At 65.1% G+C, this 16,446-nt stretch carries 15 protein-coding genes; 7 read left to right on the forward strand and 8 right to left on the reverse strand.

Going from position 1 to position 16,446, the window contains the following annotated elements:
* Nucleotides 1-79 precede the first annotated feature (79 nt).
* The 7 genes from M3O59_RS11885 to M3O59_RS11915 all read left to right on the forward strand — a co-directional run bounded on the left by M3O59_RS11885 (nt 80) and on the right by M3O59_RS11915 (nt 5,856).
* Nucleotides 80-1,069 (forward strand): PhoH family protein, encoded by a 990-nt coding sequence (locus M3O59_RS11885; RefSeq protein WP_064631094.1) that lies wholly within the window; start codon nt 80-82, stop codon nt 1,067-1,069.
* A gap of 35 nt (nt 1,070-1,104) precedes the next feature.
* The gene (locus M3O59_RS11890) at nt 1,105-1,557 is read left to right on the forward strand and encodes a hypothetical protein (protein ID WP_239686954.1); all 453 of its coding nucleotides are present in this window, start codon (nt 1,105-1,107) and stop codon (nt 1,555-1,557) included.
* A gap of 25 nt (nt 1,558-1,582) precedes the next feature.
* A complete protein-coding gene (ybeY, locus tag M3O59_RS11895) occupies nt 1,583-2,068 on the forward strand; it encodes an rRNA maturation RNase YbeY (RefSeq protein WP_064631072.1) in 486 nt (161 codons plus the stop codon).
* On the forward strand, nt 2,068-2,586 hold the full coding sequence (locus tag M3O59_RS11900; protein ID WP_116904972.1) for a hypothetical protein: 519 nt from the start codon (nt 2,068-2,070) through the stop codon (nt 2,584-2,586). The genes ybeY and M3O59_RS11900 overlap by 1 nt, the downstream gene beginning before the upstream one ends.
* 95 nt (nt 2,587-2,681) lie before the next feature.
* On the forward strand, nt 2,682-3,560 hold the full coding sequence (locus tag M3O59_RS11905; RefSeq protein WP_064631067.1) for an HlyC/CorC family transporter: 879 nt from the start codon (nt 2,682-2,684) through the stop codon (nt 3,558-3,560).
* Nucleotides 3,557-4,840 carry a lipoprotein N-acyltransferase Lnb domain-containing protein gene (locus M3O59_RS11910; RefSeq protein WP_064631063.1) on the forward strand — a complete coding sequence of 428 codons (1,284 nt, stop codon included), beginning with the start codon at nt 3,557-3,559 and terminating at the stop codon, nt 4,838-4,840. Before M3O59_RS11905 ends, M3O59_RS11910 begins: the two co-directional genes overlap by 4 nt.
* A gap of 14 nt (nt 4,841-4,854) precedes the next feature.
* Complete coding sequence (locus M3O59_RS11915; protein ID WP_064631061.1) at nt 4,855-5,856, forward strand: magnesium and cobalt transport protein CorA; 1,002 nt, start codon at nt 4,855-4,857, stop codon at nt 5,854-5,856.
* A 130-nt stretch (nt 5,857-5,986) separates the two neighbouring features.
* Here M3O59_RS11915 and M3O59_RS11920 read toward each other — a convergent pair whose 3' ends face one another.
* The 8 genes from M3O59_RS11920 to M3O59_RS11955 all read right to left on the reverse strand — a co-directional run bounded on the left by M3O59_RS11920 (nt 5,987) and on the right by M3O59_RS11955 (nt 16,332).
* Complete coding sequence (locus tag M3O59_RS11920) at nt 5,987-7,378, reverse strand: NAD-dependent succinate-semialdehyde dehydrogenase (RefSeq protein WP_249047335.1); 1,392 nt, start codon at nt 7,376-7,378, stop codon at nt 5,987-5,989.
* Between the two features lie 180 nt (nt 7,379-7,558).
* Nucleotides 7,559-8,407: an ABC transporter permease subunit gene (locus M3O59_RS11925; protein ID WP_116904973.1), complete on the reverse strand. Its 849-nt coding sequence runs from the start codon at nt 8,405-8,407 to the stop codon at nt 7,559-7,561.
* Nucleotides 8,404-9,315: an ABC transporter permease subunit gene (locus M3O59_RS11930; protein ID WP_064631058.1), complete on the reverse strand. Its 912-nt coding sequence runs from the start codon at nt 9,313-9,315 to the stop codon at nt 8,404-8,406. Before M3O59_RS11930 ends, M3O59_RS11925 begins: the two co-directional genes overlap by 4 nt.
* Nucleotides 9,312-10,442 carry an ABC transporter ATP-binding protein gene (locus M3O59_RS11935; protein WP_181920436.1) on the reverse strand — a complete coding sequence of 377 codons (1,131 nt, stop codon included), beginning with the start codon at nt 10,440-10,442 and terminating at the stop codon, nt 9,312-9,314. The genes M3O59_RS11930 and M3O59_RS11935 overlap by 4 nt, the downstream gene beginning before the upstream one ends.
* 255 nt (nt 10,443-10,697) lie before the next feature.
* Complete coding sequence (locus M3O59_RS11940; RefSeq protein ID WP_181920437.1) at nt 10,698-12,188, reverse strand: efflux transporter outer membrane subunit; 1,491 nt, start codon at nt 12,186-12,188, stop codon at nt 10,698-10,700.
* 4 nt (nt 12,189-12,192) lie between these two features.
* Entirely contained in the window at nt 12,193-13,779 is a 1,587-nt protein-coding gene (locus tag M3O59_RS11945) for an MDR family MFS transporter (protein ID WP_116904975.1), read from the reverse strand.
* Nucleotides 13,776-14,972 (reverse strand): HlyD family secretion protein, encoded by a 1,197-nt coding sequence (locus tag M3O59_RS11950; protein ID WP_116904976.1) that lies wholly within the window; start codon nt 14,970-14,972, stop codon nt 13,776-13,778. Before M3O59_RS11950 ends, M3O59_RS11945 begins: the two co-directional genes overlap by 4 nt.
* 244 nt (nt 14,973-15,216) lie before the next feature.
* Nucleotides 15,217-16,332 carry a polyamine ABC transporter substrate-binding protein gene (locus M3O59_RS11955; RefSeq protein ID WP_116904977.1) on the reverse strand — a complete coding sequence of 372 codons (1,116 nt, stop codon included), beginning with the start codon at nt 16,330-16,332 and terminating at the stop codon, nt 15,217-15,219.
* Between the last annotated feature and the right edge of the window lie 114 nt (nt 16,333-16,446).

Raw genomic sequence — 16,446 nt, forward strand, 5'->3', positions numbered from 1 at the left:
TTGGTGGGATCACGTGCCGCGCGCTACCCTTTCGATCCCGCCCTACCCCGCACGCCTGCGTGCGCTGTCCGATCCGATCATGAACGCATCTGCACATCGCGATTTCACCCTGGAGCCCGACGACATCGAGCGTCTGGCCAATCTGGCTGGCCCGTTCGATGCGCATCTGCGCCAAATCGAACTCAAGCTTGGCGTCGAGATCGCCAACCGCGGCAACATCTTCCGGGTCACCGGCCCGGAGCCGGCCGTCGCTGCCACGCAGTCGCTGTTGACCGCGCTCTATGAAGAGGCCGCCACCACCACCTTCGACACCCACGCGATCCACCTGCGGCTCAACGACGCCAACCTGGAGCATGTGGCAGAGCGCGCCTACCAGGCCCAGGATGTGGCGATCAAGGTCAAGCGTGGCACCGTGCGCGGGCGTGGCGCCAACCAGGCCAAGTACCTGCACGCGATCGCCACGCACGACATCAATTTCGGCATTGGCCCGGCCGGTACCGGCAAGACCTTCCTGGCGGTAGCGTGCGCGGTGGAAGCGCTCAACGAATCGCGTGTGCAGCGGTTGATCCTGGTGCGCCCGGCGGTGGAAGCCGGCGAGAAGCTGGGCTTTCTGCCCGGCGATCTCAGCCAGAAGGTCGACCCGTATCTGCGTCCGCTCTACGACGCGCTGTATGAAATGCTGGGCGTGGAGAAAGTGGTCAAGCTGCTGGAGCGCAACGTCATCGAGATCGCGCCGCTGGCCTACATGCGCGGCCGCACGCTCAACGACGCATACGTGATCCTGGACGAAGCGCAGAACACCACCATCGAGCAGATGAAGATGTTCCTGACCCGTCTGGGTTTCGGCTCCACTGCGGTTGTGACCGGCGACCTGACCCAGGTCGATCTGCCCAAGCACGTCAAATCCGGCCTGCGCGATGCCATCGAAGTCCTGCGCGACGTGGAAGGCGCCAGCTTCACCTTCTTCGAAGCGCGCGACGTGGTGCGCCACCCGCTGGTGCAGCGCATCGTGACCGCCTATGACAAGCGCGATCAGCAGGAAAGCGCTGCCAAGGGCAATCCCGAGTGAGCAGGACACTTGCCGGCCTAGTGCTGGCAATTGCAATGGCGACGCCGGCATCAGTCAACGCCAGCCAGACGCCGCTACCGCCAGAGATCGTCGACCGCGATGTCATTCCGGCCAGCCAGGTGACGCCTCCTTGCATTTCCCTGGCTACCGAAGCTGTCAGCATCAGTGTTCCTACCGCGGCGCTGCAGGCCATGGAGACCCGGTTTCCCTCAGCGCGCTGGTTGCTCGACTTGCCAGGAACCGTCACCGACGCACGCGGTTGCGAGAGTTCGCCGGTCGCGCACGCGCACCGCGCCAGCCAGTTGTTGGTCGGCAAATTGCTGGAAGACGGCGTTGCAGGGGTCTGGCTGCATGATCAAGCCGGGTTCGTTTCAAGGGTGCGGGTGCGGGATTACAATCACGGCTGCGGGCGCGGCCCGCTTGGCAGTTCGAGCTACCGTGTGGCCAATGGGCCCGCCGTGCTCTTGCTGGTCACCTGCACTCGTTGATCTCCTTACCCAGGAAGCGCTCCCCATGACCAAGGGCCCTGTCCGCCTCGACGTTGCCGTCAGTTATGCGCTGCCGCGCGCCGGGCTGCCGTCGGCGGTGAGTTTTCGCAAGTGGGTGGCGGCTGCGTTGAAGGGCCGCATCCGCGAGGCCGATCTGGCGGTACGCGTGGTCGACGAGAAGGAAGGCTGCTCGCTCAATCATCACTACCGCGGCAAGGATTACGCCACCAACGTGCTGAGCTTCCCCGCCGAGCTGCCCGAAGGCCTGCCAAAGGGCATCAAGATGCCGCTGCTGGGCGATCTGGTGATCTGCGCGCCGGTGGTGGCGCGTGAAGCGGCCGAGCAAGGCAAATCGCTGGCCGCCCATTACGCGCATCTCACCGTGCACGGTACCTTGCACCTGCTCGGCTGGGATCACGAAGACGACAAGGAGGCCGATGCGATGGAGCAACTCGAACGCGAGATCCTGGCCGACCTCGGCATCGACGACCCGTACGCAGGGGAACACTGATGCGCTTCTGCCTTGCCGGCGCCCTGCTGTTGCTGAGCGCACCTCTCGCGTGGGCGCAGACCGCACCGGTGCGGCCGGACCTGCCGGCGTTGATCGAATGCCGCCAGCGCATCGACGATTTCAGCGCGCTGGCGCCGGTGCTGGCCGACCCGCTCAAGGCGGTGGCGCTGGGCTGGACGCCGCTGGATCAGTCGAATCTGTTCATGACCGAGTACACGCTCAATACCCCGATCAGCGTGTTCGGCCACAGCACCACCCACATCGCGTTTTCCGGCGCCAGCGTCATGGCGATCCTGGACCTGCCCGATCCGCGCCCGCTCGCCAAGCAACTGAACCTGGAACTGGGCGTGGATAACGCCGAGAAGGTGATGTACGGACGCGAGCTTGTCAGCGAAGACACCACCAACCCCAAGACCGGCGAGGCGATGATCGAATCGGTCGTATTGAGCGTGACCAACGTCAAATCGCACCCTGGCAAGACCGTGGTCGGCTGCGGCTACAGCCTGGACCTGCCCTGATCCAGGCCAGCCTACGCTGCGTCCACAGCGCCTTGCCGGCTTCCTGCTAGACTGATGGCTAACGCCTGGTTTGCCGGGTGCCGTTCCCCGTCACGATGTCCGAAGACGACAGTAGCCAATCCCCAGAAACACCGGAAAAACGCCGTAGCTGGCTCGAGCGCCTGAGCGCTGCCTTCTCTGGCGAACCCCATACCCGCGACGAACTCGTCGCCCTGCTGCGGACGGCCGAACAGGACGGTCTTATCGCTGCAGACACCTTGCGCATGATGGAAGGCGCGATCTCCGTGTCCGAGCTCACTGTGGGCGATGTGATGATCTCACGCTCGCAGATGGTGTCGCTGCCGGTGGAAGCGCGCTTCATCGACCTGATGAAGCAGGTGGTCGAATCCGGCCATTCACGCTTCCCGGTCCACGGCGAGAACAAGGACGAAGTGCTCGGCATCCTGCTGGCCAAGGACCTGCTGCGAGGCGTGGTTGCCGACAACGGCCCCGGCAATGTACGCGAGCTGTTGCGCCCGGCGGTACTGATTCCCGAGTCCAAGAAGCTCAACGTGTTGCTCAAGGAGTTTCGCCTCTCGCGCAACCACATGGCGATTGTGGTGGACGAGTACGGCGGCGTCGCCGGCCTGGTCACCATCGAGGACGTGCTGGAGCAGATCGTCGGCCAGATCGACGACGAGCACGACGATGCCGAGGAAGAGAATTCGCTGATCGCGATCCAGGCCGACGGCCGCTACGTGGTCGATGCGCTGACGCCGATCGAGGACTTCAACGAACGCTTCGGCGCCGATTTCCCCGACGACGAATACGACACCGTTGGCGGGCTGGTTACCGATGCGATCGGGCATCTGCCCGAGACCGGCGAAGAGCTGACCCTGGGCCGATTCGCGTTCCGCGTGGCCAAGGCCGATGCGCGGCGCGTGCACGCCTTCCACGTCACCATTCTGCCGCCCGACCCGCAGGACGACGCTTGAACCAGCCCACCCGCAATGCCTGCACGGGGCCGCTGCGCGGCGGCGCCCGGCGGTGGCTCGCCTGCTGGGCGCTGCTCTTGATGACGTTGCTGACAACGCCACTTGCAATCGCGCAGGCGGTTCAGGGCGGGGCTGCCCAGGGCATTGCGCCAGCTGCCGCACCGGCGCCGCGGGTCGGTGTGGTGACCATGCAGCCCGGCGAGGTGTTTTTTGAGCGTTTCGGCCACGATGCCATCGTGGTGGTCGACCCGCTCACCCAACAGGCCACCTCCTACAACTTCGGTTTTTTCGACCCCAGCGAGCCGGACTTCGTGCCGCGCTTTGCGCGTGGCGAAATGATGTACTACCTGGTGGCGCTGCCGCTGGAAGAAGACCTGTCGCAATATCGTGCGATCGGCCGCGGCGTCAGTATCCAGTGGCTGGATCTGCCGCCGGAACAGGCGCGCGCCCTGGCCAATGGCCTGGCGGTGCGTAGCCAGCCGGAAAACGCGCGGTATCACTACGATTACTTCATGGCCAACTGCGCCACCATGGTCCGCGACACGCTGGACCGTGCGATGGGCGGCGCGCTCAAATCGCAGCTGGCCGGCCGTTCGCGCGGCAACACCTTCCGCAGCGAAGCGGTGCGCCTGGCCTCCCCTGCCGCGTGGATGTGGCTGGGCTTCGACCTCGGCCTTGGGCCATATGCCGATCGCCCGCTGTCGCGCTGGGAAGAAGCCTTCGTGCCGATGCGTCTGGCCGACAGCCTGACCCAGGTGCACAACAGCGCCGGCCGGCCGTTGGTGCAATCCACCCAGGTGTTATTGCCGCATCGCATCGCACCGGAGCCGGCCGAACAACAGCGGCACTGGTGGCCATGGTTGTTGAGCGGGCTCGTCGTTGCGGCCGGCGTCCTGGCCCTGGGCCGCAGGCAGCGATTGTTGGCAGGGCTGGCGTTACCGCTGTGGCTGTTCTGCGCCATCGGCGGCGGTCTGCTGGTGTATCTGTGGGGCTTCACCGCGCATCAATCGGCATGGGCCAACCGCAACCTGCTGCTGGTCAATCCGCTGTGCCTGCTGCTGTGGTTCGGCGGCATCCGGCTGCAGCTGGGCCATCGGCCGGGCCGCTGGTTCAACGTGTTGGCCTGGCTGGTGGCCGCCTGCGCGTTGCTGGCGTTGGTGATCCACTGGCTGTCGTTCCAGCCGCAGGACAACCTGCAATGGGTGCTGCTGCTGTTGCCGATCCATACCGCGCTCGCGGTCGCCCTGCGCCGGCGTGACGTGCCCGTCCACACGCGCTGATCCAGGATGCGCCAATGAACACCCACGGCCGTCATCCAGACAATCCGTCCTGCGTCATCACCTGCGCCTATTACGACGGCGACGGCACACGCCACGACATCAGCCTGGAGCAGATCAGCGATGTGCTGCAGCGCCCCGATGGCTGTGTGTGGGTGGGCCTGTACGAGCCGCAGGAGTCGGTGCTGCGCAAATTGCAGGACGAGTTCGGCCTGCACGATCTGGCGATCGAAGATGCGCTCAAGGCGCATCAGCGCCCCAAGGCCGAGAGTTACGGTAACTCGCTATTCGTCGTGGTCAACACCGCCCAGCTGGTCAACGAACGCATCCGCTACGGTGAAACGCATGCGTTTCTGGGCGCGCGTTTTCTGTTGACGGTGCGGCACGGCGCATCGCTTTCATATGCGCCGGTGCGGCACCGGGTCGAACGCGAACCGGCGATGCTGGGCATGGGCGCTTCGTTCTGCCTGTATGGCGTGCTGGATTTCGTGGTCGACAACTATCTGCCGATCATGGACGAGTTCCGCGACACGCTGGAAGGCCTGGAAAAGGACATTTTTGCCGACAACTACAAGCGCGAAACCGTGGTACGCCTGTATGAGCTCAAGCGCGAACTCAACAAGATGCGGCTGGTGGTGGCGCCGCTGCAGGATGTGCTCTCGCACCTCAAGCGCAATCCCGGCGGGCTGATTCAGGACGAGGTCGGCATCTATTTGCGCGACGTGCTCGATCACGCAGTGCGCATCAACGATGCCATCGACACCTTGCGCGAGATGCTGGGCACCGCGCTGAGCGTCAACCTCTCGATGGTGACGCTCGCGCAGGGCGAAACCGTCAAACGCCTCGGCGCCTGGGCCGCCCTGCTGGCCGCCCCCACGCTGATCACCAGTTGGTACGGCATGAACTTCACCCACATGCCTGAGCTCGACAAGCCTTACGCCTACCCGCTATTGGTGGGCGGCGTGGTCGCTTCGTGCCTGGTGTTGTATCGCCTGTTCAAGCGCGCGCGGTGGCTTTAGGGCCGGGATTGGGCATTCGGCATTCGGGATTGGCCAGAGAGCGGCTGCGCGTTGATGGCAAAACAAGTGTTAAGTCATCAACGAATCATGCTCTTGCGAATCCCAAATCCCGATTCCCGAATCCCGGCTTTCAAGCCACATAAATCGTCTTGATGTTCATGAACTCGTGGATGCCGTGATCGGCCAGTTCGCGGCCAAAGCCTGAGCGCTTGATGCCGCCGAACGGCAGGCGCACATCGCTCTTGACCACCGAGTTGACGAAGGCCGCGCCGCACTGCAGCTGCTGCGCTACGCGTTCGCCGCGCTTGGCGTCTGCCGTCCACACGCTGCCGCCCAGCCCGAAGGTGGTGTCGTTGGCGACGCGCACCGCCTCTGCCTCGTCGGCCACCCGAATGATCGAAGCGACCGGGCCGAAGAATTCTTCGTTGTAGGCCGGCATGCCGGGCGCCACATTGTCCAGGATGGTCGCCGGGTAGCCGGCATGCGAGCCGGCCACCGGTTCGCCGCCCAGCAAGACCGTGGCGCCCTTGGCGACGCTGGCCTGCACCTGCTTGTGCAGTTCGTCGCGCAGGTCGGCACGCGCCATCGGTGCCAATGTAGTGCTTTCCTGCTGCGGATCGCCAACCACACGCTTGGACGCCGCAGCGACAAAGCGCTCGATAAACCGGTCGGCAATCGCGTCCACCACGATGAAACGCTTGGCGGCGATGCAGGTCTGCCCGCTGTTGTCGAAGCGCGACTGCACTGCGGACTGCACGGTGTGCTCCAACTCGGCGTCTTCCAGCACCACGAAGGCATCGCTGCCGCCGAGCTCCATCACGCACTTCTTCAGCTGGTCGCCGGCATTGGCGGCCAACGAGCGCCCGGCGCGTTCGCTACCGGTGAGCGTCACCGCGGCAATGCGGTCGTCGCGCAACACATCGGCGGCCTGGTCGTTGTCGATATGCAGCACGTCGAACACGCCCGGCGGAATGCCCGCGGCATCGAGCACCTCTTTCATGGCATCGGCGCAGCGCGGCACATTGCTGGCGTGCTTGAGCAGTGCCACGTTGCCGGCCATCAGGCCCGGCGCCAGAAACCGGAACGCCTGCCACAGCGGGAAATTCCACGGCATCACCGCGAAGACGCAGCCCAACGGTTCGTAGCGCACATAGCTCGATTGCGCTTCGGTGGGAATCTCGCGCGGCGCCAGATACTCGGCTGCATGGTCGGCGTAATAGGCGCACCCTTGCGCGCACTTGTCGATCTCGGCCAGCGCTTCGACGCGCAACTTGCCCATCTCGGCGGTCATGATGCGCTGCAGATCCTCGCGCCGCCTGGTCAGCTCTTCGCCAACGCGGCGCAGCAACGCACCCCGCTCGGCAAGCGGCAACGCGGCCCAGGCCGGAAACGCCTTGGCGGAAGCGGCCAGACGCGCTTCGATGCCGGCGGCGTCCAGGGTCTGCTGGGTGTGTTCGACTTGGCCGTTGGCCGGGTTGACGGTGTCGTAGGACATGACAGTCTCCTGTTGCGAGGCGGTCATGCTAGTCGTCGGCAAGTTGGGGTCGCGTCACAATCGCCTGAAAATGCTGCAACAGTGTATTCGCGTGCACACGGCTGCCTACACTTTGCAGGCACCGCTCGCCGCGGTCCTGGCGCACCAGCCCGAACAGGCAGGAAGGCGCTGCACGCATCGAACGACGCGCCTGACATCTCGCAGCCCTCAACCTTCGCGTTGTAATGCCAATTGGACATCGCGCAGGCGGCGCTTTTCGCTGCGTGCCAGCAGCCACCAGCCGATCACTGCGGCAATCGACACCGCCAGCACCATCAGCGTGGCAAGCGCGTTGATCTTCGGGCTGATGCCCAACCGCACCGAGGCGAAGACCTTGATCGGCAAGGTGGTGGAGCTGGGCCCCGCGAGGAAACTGGCAATCACCACATCGTCCAGCGACAGGGTAAAGGCCAGCAGCCAGCCCGAGGCCAGCGCCGGCGCGATGATCGGTAAGGTGATCAAGAAAAATACCTTCAGTGGCGTGGCACCGAGATCCATCGCCGCTTCTTCCAGCGAGCGGTCCAGTTCCTGCAGCCGCGAGGAAATCACCACCGTCACGAACGAGACGGTGAAGGTCACATGCGCCACCCAGATCGCCACCGCGCCACGTGGCGCGATACCGAGCACGCCGCCCATCGAGACCAACAGCAACAGGATCGACAGACCGATGATCACCTCGGGCATCACCAGCGGCGCGGTGATCAATGCGCCGAACAAGGTCTTGCCTGGAAAACGGCGCATGCGCACCATCGCCATTGCGGCCATCGTGCCCAGCACCGTCGACGCGCACGCCGTCCAGAACGCGACTTCCAGGCTGATCCAGGCCGCGTCCAGCAATTGCCGGTCACGCAGCAGTTCGCCATACCACCGCGTCGAGAACCCGCCCCACACCGTGGCAAGGCGCGAAGCATTGAACGAGTACACCATCAGCAACAGGATCGGCAGATACAGGAATCCGAACCCCAGCGCGAGTGCGCTGCCACCGAGCAGACGTCCACTGCGGGAGGCGCGCATCATGTCAGCCGCCCTTCCAGCTCGCGCTGCTGGTAGCGGTGGAAGATCACGATCGGCACCATCAGCAAGACCAGCATGACCGTGGCCACGGCGGCGGCCACCGGCCAGTCGCGGTTGTTGAAGAACTCGCCCCACAGCACCCGGCCGATCATCAAGGTATTGGGGCCGCCCAGCATTTCCGGAATCACGAACTCGCCCACAGCCGGAATCATCACCAGCATGCAGCCGGCCACGATGCCGTTGCGCGACAGCGGCAAGGTGATGCGCACAAACGCCTGCCACGGACGCGCGCCCAGGTCGTAGGCCGCTTCCAGCAGGCGGTTGTCGTGCTTGACCAGGTTGGCGTACAGCGGCAGCACCATGAAGGGCAGATAGCAGTACACGATGCCGATGTAGGCGGCGACGGGCGTATACAGCAACTGCAATGGCTGCTTGATCACGCCCAGCGCCAGCAACGCCCGATTGAGCAGGCCGTTGCCATCGAGAATGCCGATCCATGCATAGACGCGGATCAGGAACGAGGTCCACGACGGCAGCACCACCAGCATCATCGCCACGTTGCGGGTAGCCAGCGGCAGGCGTGCGATGACATACGCCATCGGGTAACCGATCAACAACGCGAGCGCCGTGGAAATGGCCGCAATCTTGATCGAACTCAGATACGCGGCCACGTACTGGCTGTCGCGCAACAGCACCAGATAATTGCCCAGATGCAGCTTGACGCTCACTGCGCCATCGGCTGCATACGCGAACAGCGGCGTATACGGCGGCATCGCAGTGGCGCGCTCGGCAAACGAGATCTTCAACACGATCAGGAACGGGATCGCAAAGAACACCAGCAACCACAGATATGGCGCGCCGATCACACCCCAGCGCGCGCCCGGCAGCCCGCGGCGGAACAAGCGTTTCATGCGGTGAGCACCACGCCGTCGTCCTCGCCCCAGCCCACCCAGACCGCATCGCCCCAGGTCAGCGCTTCGCTGGCCCAGCGCTGGCGATTGGCGAAGTTGGCCATCAGCTTGACCCCGCTGGGCAAGCGCACGTGATACACCGAATGGCTGCCGAAATAGGCGATGTCTTCGATCACGCCCTGCGCCTTGTTGCAGGCCTGCGCCGGCGCGTCCTTGCCGATGGAGAGTTTTTCTGGACGCAGCGCAAATGCCACCGACTGCCCTTCGAAGCCAGTGATGCCGTGGCCGATGCGGATGCAGGCGTCGAAGGCCGGCGTCTTCAAGCTGACGTAATCCGGCTGGTCTTCGGCGATGACCGCGTCGATCAGATTGACCGAGCCGATGAATTCGGCGGCGAAGCGATTGGCCGGTTGTTCGTAGATTTCGTCGGGCGTGCCGACCTGCTGGATCCAGCCCTGGTCCATCAGCGCAATGCGGGTGGCCATGGTCATGGCCTCTTCCTGATCGTGGGTGACCATGACACAGGTGACGCCGGAGGTTTCGATGATGTTGACCAGCTCCAGCTGCATCTGCGAGCGCAATTTCTTGTCCAGCGCGCCCATCGGTTCGTCCAGCAACAGCAGCTTGGGCCGCTTGGCCAGCGAGCGCGCCAATGCCACGCGTTGCTGCTGCCCGCCAGAGAGCTGATGCGGCTTGCGCCTGGCCAGGCTGCCCAGCTGGACCAGCTCGAGCATCTCGCTAACGCGGGCGACGATTGCCGCCTTTGATAACCCTCCCTGCTTCAGCCCGAAGGCGATGTTCTGCTCCACGCTCATATGCGGAAACAACGCGTACGACTGGAACATCATGTTGATCGGCCGCTCGTAGGGCGGCAGCGCGTCGATGGGTTGACCATCCAGAACAATGCGCCCCTTGGTGGGCCGCTCGAACCCGGCCAGGCAGCGCAGCAGGGTGGATTTGCCGCTGCCCGAGCCGCCCAGCAGCGCGAAGATTTCGCCCTTGCGGATCTGCAGGCTGACATCGTCGACCGCAACAAACCCGTCGAATTCCTTGCGGACCTCGCTGATGGACAGATAGCCGGCACCTGCGGCGCTGGAAGATGGCGGCAAGGCCTCGGTCAGTGACATGGTTCCTCTCGATTGCGGCACGCGCAGGCGCCGTGTGCAGAGCCTGCGCGCCATGATGGCAAAAGCATGTGTCGGCTGCCGCGTGTTTCAAGGTATCGCGACTCGGCGCGACGATCGAAGCAGCCCCTGGGCAAGTCACCGCCCCAGCGCTGGTGGCGGCGTCTGCTATGGAGCCACGAAGCCGTTGCTGGCCCGCCGTGACAACCCTGGCAGGCTCGGGCGTCCAGGCGTGGATGCTCGCACCGAAAACTGCAATCAGCGCGTCTCCTGCGGCGCCTGGCTCCAGCCCAGGCCCAGGCTCTTCTGCAGCGCGACGTAGTTCACCAACAATTGCACCTGTGCCTGCGCGGCGGCGTCCTGCGCGGACAGTTGCTGGCGCTGCACGTCCAGCAGGTCGATCGACGAAGTGGCGCCGGCATCGCGCCGTTGCTGCATCAGCCCGGCCGAACGCGTGGCCGAGGCTTCGGCCTGGCGCGCGACCACCAGCTGCTTGCGTGCCGAACCGAAGCGCGCCAACGCCGAATTGGCGTCCTGCAACGCAGCCAGCACCGCCGCTTCATACGCCGCCTCGCGCCCGGCATTGCCGGCGCGTGCCTGCTCCACCTGCGCGCGGGTCTTGCCGAAATCGAAGATCGACCAGCGCAGCATCGGCACCGCCAGGGTGGTCAGCGCATCGGAATTGAAATCGCTCGGCGAGCCGGCGACCCAACTCAACCCGCCCAGCAGACTCACCTGCGGGAAATAGCCGTTCAGCGCCTCGCCGATCTGCGCGCTGGAGGCGGCCAGCTCGCGCTCGGCCTTGCGCACATCCGGGCGCCGACGGATCAACGCGCCGGCATCGTCCACGCGCACCTGGGTGGGCAGCATCGGCAATGGCTGCGGCGCGCTCAGCTGCGCATCCAGCGCACCGGGTTCGCGCCCGACCATCAGTGCCAGCTGGTCCAGCGCTTCCTGCGATTGCATTTCCAGCGGCAGGCGCTGCGCCTGTTGCTGCTGCACTTGCGTGGCGATCTGCTCGACCTGCAGGTCCGAGGCGGCGCCCTGCCCACGGCGTTGCTGCACCAGCTGCAACGACTGGCGGATCTTGTCCAGGTTGGCATCGGCAATGGCCAGCCGCGCCTGCAAGCCGCGGTAATTGAGATAGACCTGCCCGACTTCAGCGGCCAGCTGCACCTGCGCATCGGCCAGCTCGGCCTCGGAGGCCTGCGCCTGCGCCAACGCACCGTCGGCGGCGCGGCGGCGGCGGCCGAAGACATCCAGTTCCCAGCTGGCATCGAAGCCGGCGCTATAGATCTGGGTCTTGTCCAGGTCCAGCGCCTGATCGCCTGTCGCCGGCGGTTGCCCGGGCTGGCCTTGCTGCAGGCCGCCCAGCGTATCGACGATGGTCTGCGGCGGTTCGGCATAGGCGTAGACCGCGCTGGCATTGAGCTTGGGCAGCCGTTCGGCGCGGCGTTGCTGTGCCAGCGCGCGGTTGGCACGCAGGCGCGCTTGCGCGGCGCGCAGGTTGGGGCTGTCGGCCAGTGCCTGGGTGACCAGCTGGGTCAGCTGCGGGTCGTTGAGTTGCTCCCACCAATGGTTCAACGGTGCGGCGGGGACCACATCCGCGCCGCTGGCACGATGCAGGGCCGGCGCTTGTATCGCCGCATCGGCCACGGCCGGCGGCTTGGTGTAGTTGGGGCCGAGCATGCAGCCGCCGAGCACCAGCGTGCTCAACGCCGCAGCCAGGGGCATGCGGATCAGGCGCATGGAATCAGTGCATTGCAAGGTGCGCCCCCTTGGGTAACGGCTTGAGCAAAAAGGCCAGCGGAATCGTGCAGACCACGATCACGCCGAAGATCCAGAACAGATCGCTATAGGTCATCACCAGGGCCTGCTGTTGCACCAGCCGGGCCAGCTGCGCGATCGAGCGGTTGGCCGCGTCGGCACCGGCGCTGCCCTGCATCTGCGCGCTCAGGCCAGCCAGAAAATCCTGCGCGCGTGCGGCATTGGCGGTGATGGCGCTGCCGATGGTCTCGGTATGGAAGGTCATGCGGCGCTCCTGAAACGTGGAGATCAGCGCCAACCCCACCGAGCCGCCCAGGTTGCGCCCGGCGTTGAACAGGCCAGAGGCATCGCCGGCCAGCTCCGGCGGCACCGACGAGATGGCCGCCTGGTTGAGCGACATCATCGCCAGCGCCAACCCACAACCTTGCAGCAACTGCCCGGCGACAAAATGCATGCCCACGGTGTCGGCGGTCAGCGACAGATTGACGAAGCACGCCGCGGCAAAACAGATCAACCCGGCAATCACCAGGATGCGCACGTCCACCACCTCCAGCAGTTTGGGCATCATCGGCATCAGCAGCACGGTGGGCAGGCCCGACAGCAGCAGCACGTAGCCTGCCTGCTCGGTGTTGTAGCCGGAGATCACCGCCAGAAACTGCGGGATCATGTACATCACGCCGAACAGGATCATGCCCACCGCCATGATCATGATGAACACCGCGCCGAAACTGCGATGCAGCAGCAGCGACAGCCGGATCACCGGCGCGCGCTTGCGGAACTGGCCGATCACCAGCGCAATGAACCCGCTCAAGGCGATCAGGCTCAGCATGTTGATCTCGCTGGACTCGAACCAGCGCTCGCGCTGGCCTTCTTCCAGCACCACGGTGAGCCCGCCCAGGCCGGCAGTCAGCCCGTAGATGCCCAGCCAATCGGCGTTGAGCAGGCCCGCCCAGTCGCCTTTTTCATGCTTTAGGCCGAGCAGCAACAACGCCACCAGGCCCACACAGATGGGCACGTTGATGAAAAACGCGTAGTGCCAGCTGACGTTTTCGGTAAGCCAACCGCCGAGCAGCGGGCCGATCACCGGGCCCATGATCACGGTCATGCCGAACAACGCCGTGCCCATGGTCTGCTGGCTGGGCGGCAAGCGCGTGGCCACGATGGTCAGCGCGGTCGGGATCAGCGCACCGCCGGCCAGGCCCTGCCCCACGCGGCCGATGATCATCATCGTGAGCGAGGTGGATAACCCGCACACCACCGAGAACGCGGTGAACATCACCGCGCAGATCAGCAGGAAGTTGCGCAGCCCCAGCGTGCGCACGAACCAGCCGGTCAGCGGGATCATGATGATCTCGGCGACCAGATACGCGGTAGAGATCCAGGTGCCCTCGGTGCCGCTGGCGCCGACCTCGCCCTGGATGGTGGGCAGCGCTGCGTTGACGATGGAGATATCCAGCGTGGCCATGAACGAGCCGATGGTGCCGGCCAGCACGGCTAACCATGCGCCCGGCTCGGCCTTCTCGCGCTGGACGCTGCCGCCGGCACCCTGGCCGGTGGCGGCCGCTGCACTCACTGCGCGCGCTCCTGCTCCTGCACGCGGTCGGATTCTTTTTCGGCGCGCTCTTTGGCGTCCTTGGCCGAGCGCGTATCGACGGTGACCTCCACCGACATGCCCGGCACCAGCACCTTGCGCGCCTCTTCACCGGCCAGCACGCGGATACGCACCGGCACGCGCTGCACCACCTTGGTGAAGTTGCCGGTGGCGTTTTCCGGTGGCAGCAAGGCGAACTGCGAGCCGGTGCCGGGCGATAGGCTTTCGACCTTGCCGTGCAGCTTCACGCCGGACAACGCATCGACCTCGATCTCGGCCGATTGGCCGGGACGCATCAGGCCAACCTGGGTTTCCTTGAAATTGGCGACCAGATACAGCGATTCCTGCGGCACGATGGTCATGGTGCGGGTGCCGGCGCCGAGGAACTGGCCAACCTGTACGGTCTTGTCGCCGACACGGCCGTGGATGCGGCTGGTCAGACGGGTGTCTTCCACCGCCACGCGGGCCTGGTCGGCATCGGCGGTGGCCTGCTTCACGCCGGCCTGCGCCTGCTCCAGCTGCGCGCGGCTGGCCTGGATCTGGCTTTCGGCCGCCTTGGCCTGCGCCTGCGCGGCGTCGTACTGGGCGCGTGCGCGGGCCAGGTCGTGCTGCAGGCTCTCCTGATGCTCGTGGGTGTCGGCACCAGAGGCCGCCAGTGGTGCGAAGCGCTTCACTTCGGCCTGGGCGAACTTCAGGCTGGCCGCAGACGCGGTCACCTGGGTGCGCGCCTGCACCAGCGCCGATTCCTGCGCGGAGACATTGGCGGTCGCGGCGGCGATATCGGCCTGGCGCGCGGCAATGGCGGCTTCGGCCTGCTGCAGGGTGGCCTGATAGGTGCGGTCGTCGATCTGCAGCAGCGGTTGGCCCGCGTCCACGATCTGGTTGTCGCCCACCATCACCTTGGTCACGTAACCGCTGACACGCGGCGCCACCGCCACCGAATCGGCCTGCAGGTAGGCGTTGTTGGTGTCCTGCATGTAGCGGCCCTTGATCAGGTAATAGGCCAGCCACACCACCAGCAGAATCATCACAAGCACGCCCACCAAAATCAGCGTCCACTTCACCTTGGGGTTCTTCAATGGCGAAGGCTTGGGTGGCTCCTGCTCGTTGTGCGCGCCCTGCGCATCCGTGGCCGAAGCCTGGCCGTCATTGGACTGATGGTCGTGGTTGCTCAAAGGATGCGTCCTGTGTAATGGGCCAAGCGCGCCATGCAGCGGCCGCATCAGCGGCTCCGACGAGGCGGCGCAACCGTATAATTATTTGAACCGCCCGGTACAGATTGCGTGATGAGCCAGTCAGCTGCCACTCGGACTGCCCCGCGCGATGCGTCGGTTTTGCCAGATGGCGGCACTGCGGTGCAGGATCGTCGCTACGCTGGCGCAGCGACCCGGCCAATTCCGCGGTGACGCACGCAGCGGCTTACCGACCGGTCTTGATCTCGGTCCACAGCCGCGTATACAGCCGGTCCACTTCCGGCGGATTGATTGCGTAGGTGAACATCTTGGCGGTCACCTCCGGCGGCGGGTAGATGGTGGGGTCGTTGCGGATCGCCGCATCCACCAGCGGTGTGGCGGTACGCACCGGGTTGGCGTAGTGGATGAAGTTGGTGTTTGCCGCGGCCACATCGGGCTTCAGCAGGTAATTGATGAAGGCGTAGGCGTTTTCCGGATGCTTGGCGTCGTTGGGGATGGCCAGCATGTCGAACCATTGCGGCGCGCCTTCTTTCGGAATCGCATACGCCACCTTGATGTTGTTGCCGGCTTCCACCGCGCGGTCGCGCGCCTGGATGATGTCGCCCGACCAACCCACCGCCAGGCAGGTATTGCCGTTGGCCAACGAGGTCACGTACTGGCTGGAGTGGAAGTTCTGCACATACGGGCGGATGGTCTTGATCAGCGCGGCCGCCTTTTCGATTTCGGCCGGCACGCTGCTGTGCGGATCCAGCCCGAGATAGTTGAGCGCGATCGGAATCATGTCCGAGGGCGTGTCCAGGATGGTCACGCCGCAGTCCTTGAGCCTGGACAGGTTCTCCGGCTTGAACACCAGATCCCAGCTGGCGGCGACATCGGTTGTGCCGAAGATCGCCTTGAGCTTGTCGACGTTGTAGCCGATGCCGGTGGTACCGATCATGTACGGCACGCCATAGGCGTTGTCCGGGTCCTGCGCGGCGATGCGGCGCATCACGTCCGGATCCAGATTGACCAGGTTGGGGATCTTGCTCTTGTCCAGCGGCAGGAACACACCGGCCTGAATCTGCCGGCCGAAGAAGTTCAGCGTGGGCACCACCACGTCGTAATCGCTGCCGCCCGCCAGCAACTTGGTTTCCACCATTTCGTCGCTGTCGAACACGTCGTAGGTGACCTTGATACCGGTGCTTTTCTCGAATGCGGGAATGGTCTCTTCGGCGATGTAATCCGAATAGTTGTAGACGTTGAGCACCTTGGCCTGCGCGTCGGTCTTGCCGGGCGCGCCACCGCCGCCACAGCCGGACAACAGGGTGATGGACAGCGTCAGGGCGAGCAGTCGCAGCGTCATGTGGGTCTCCAGGGCAGCGCGGTGGGGCAGCCGGTGTCGGCGCCGGTGGCGTGCCCAGCCTACTCACCCCGCCCGGGTTTGCCCAGCGCACCGGGCCGGCACAGCGTGTCTGGC

The sequence above is a fragment of the Xanthomonas nasturtii genome (assembly GCF_023337365.3).
GTDB lineage: Bacteria > Pseudomonadota > Gammaproteobacteria > Xanthomonadales > Xanthomonadaceae > Xanthomonas > Xanthomonas nasturtii.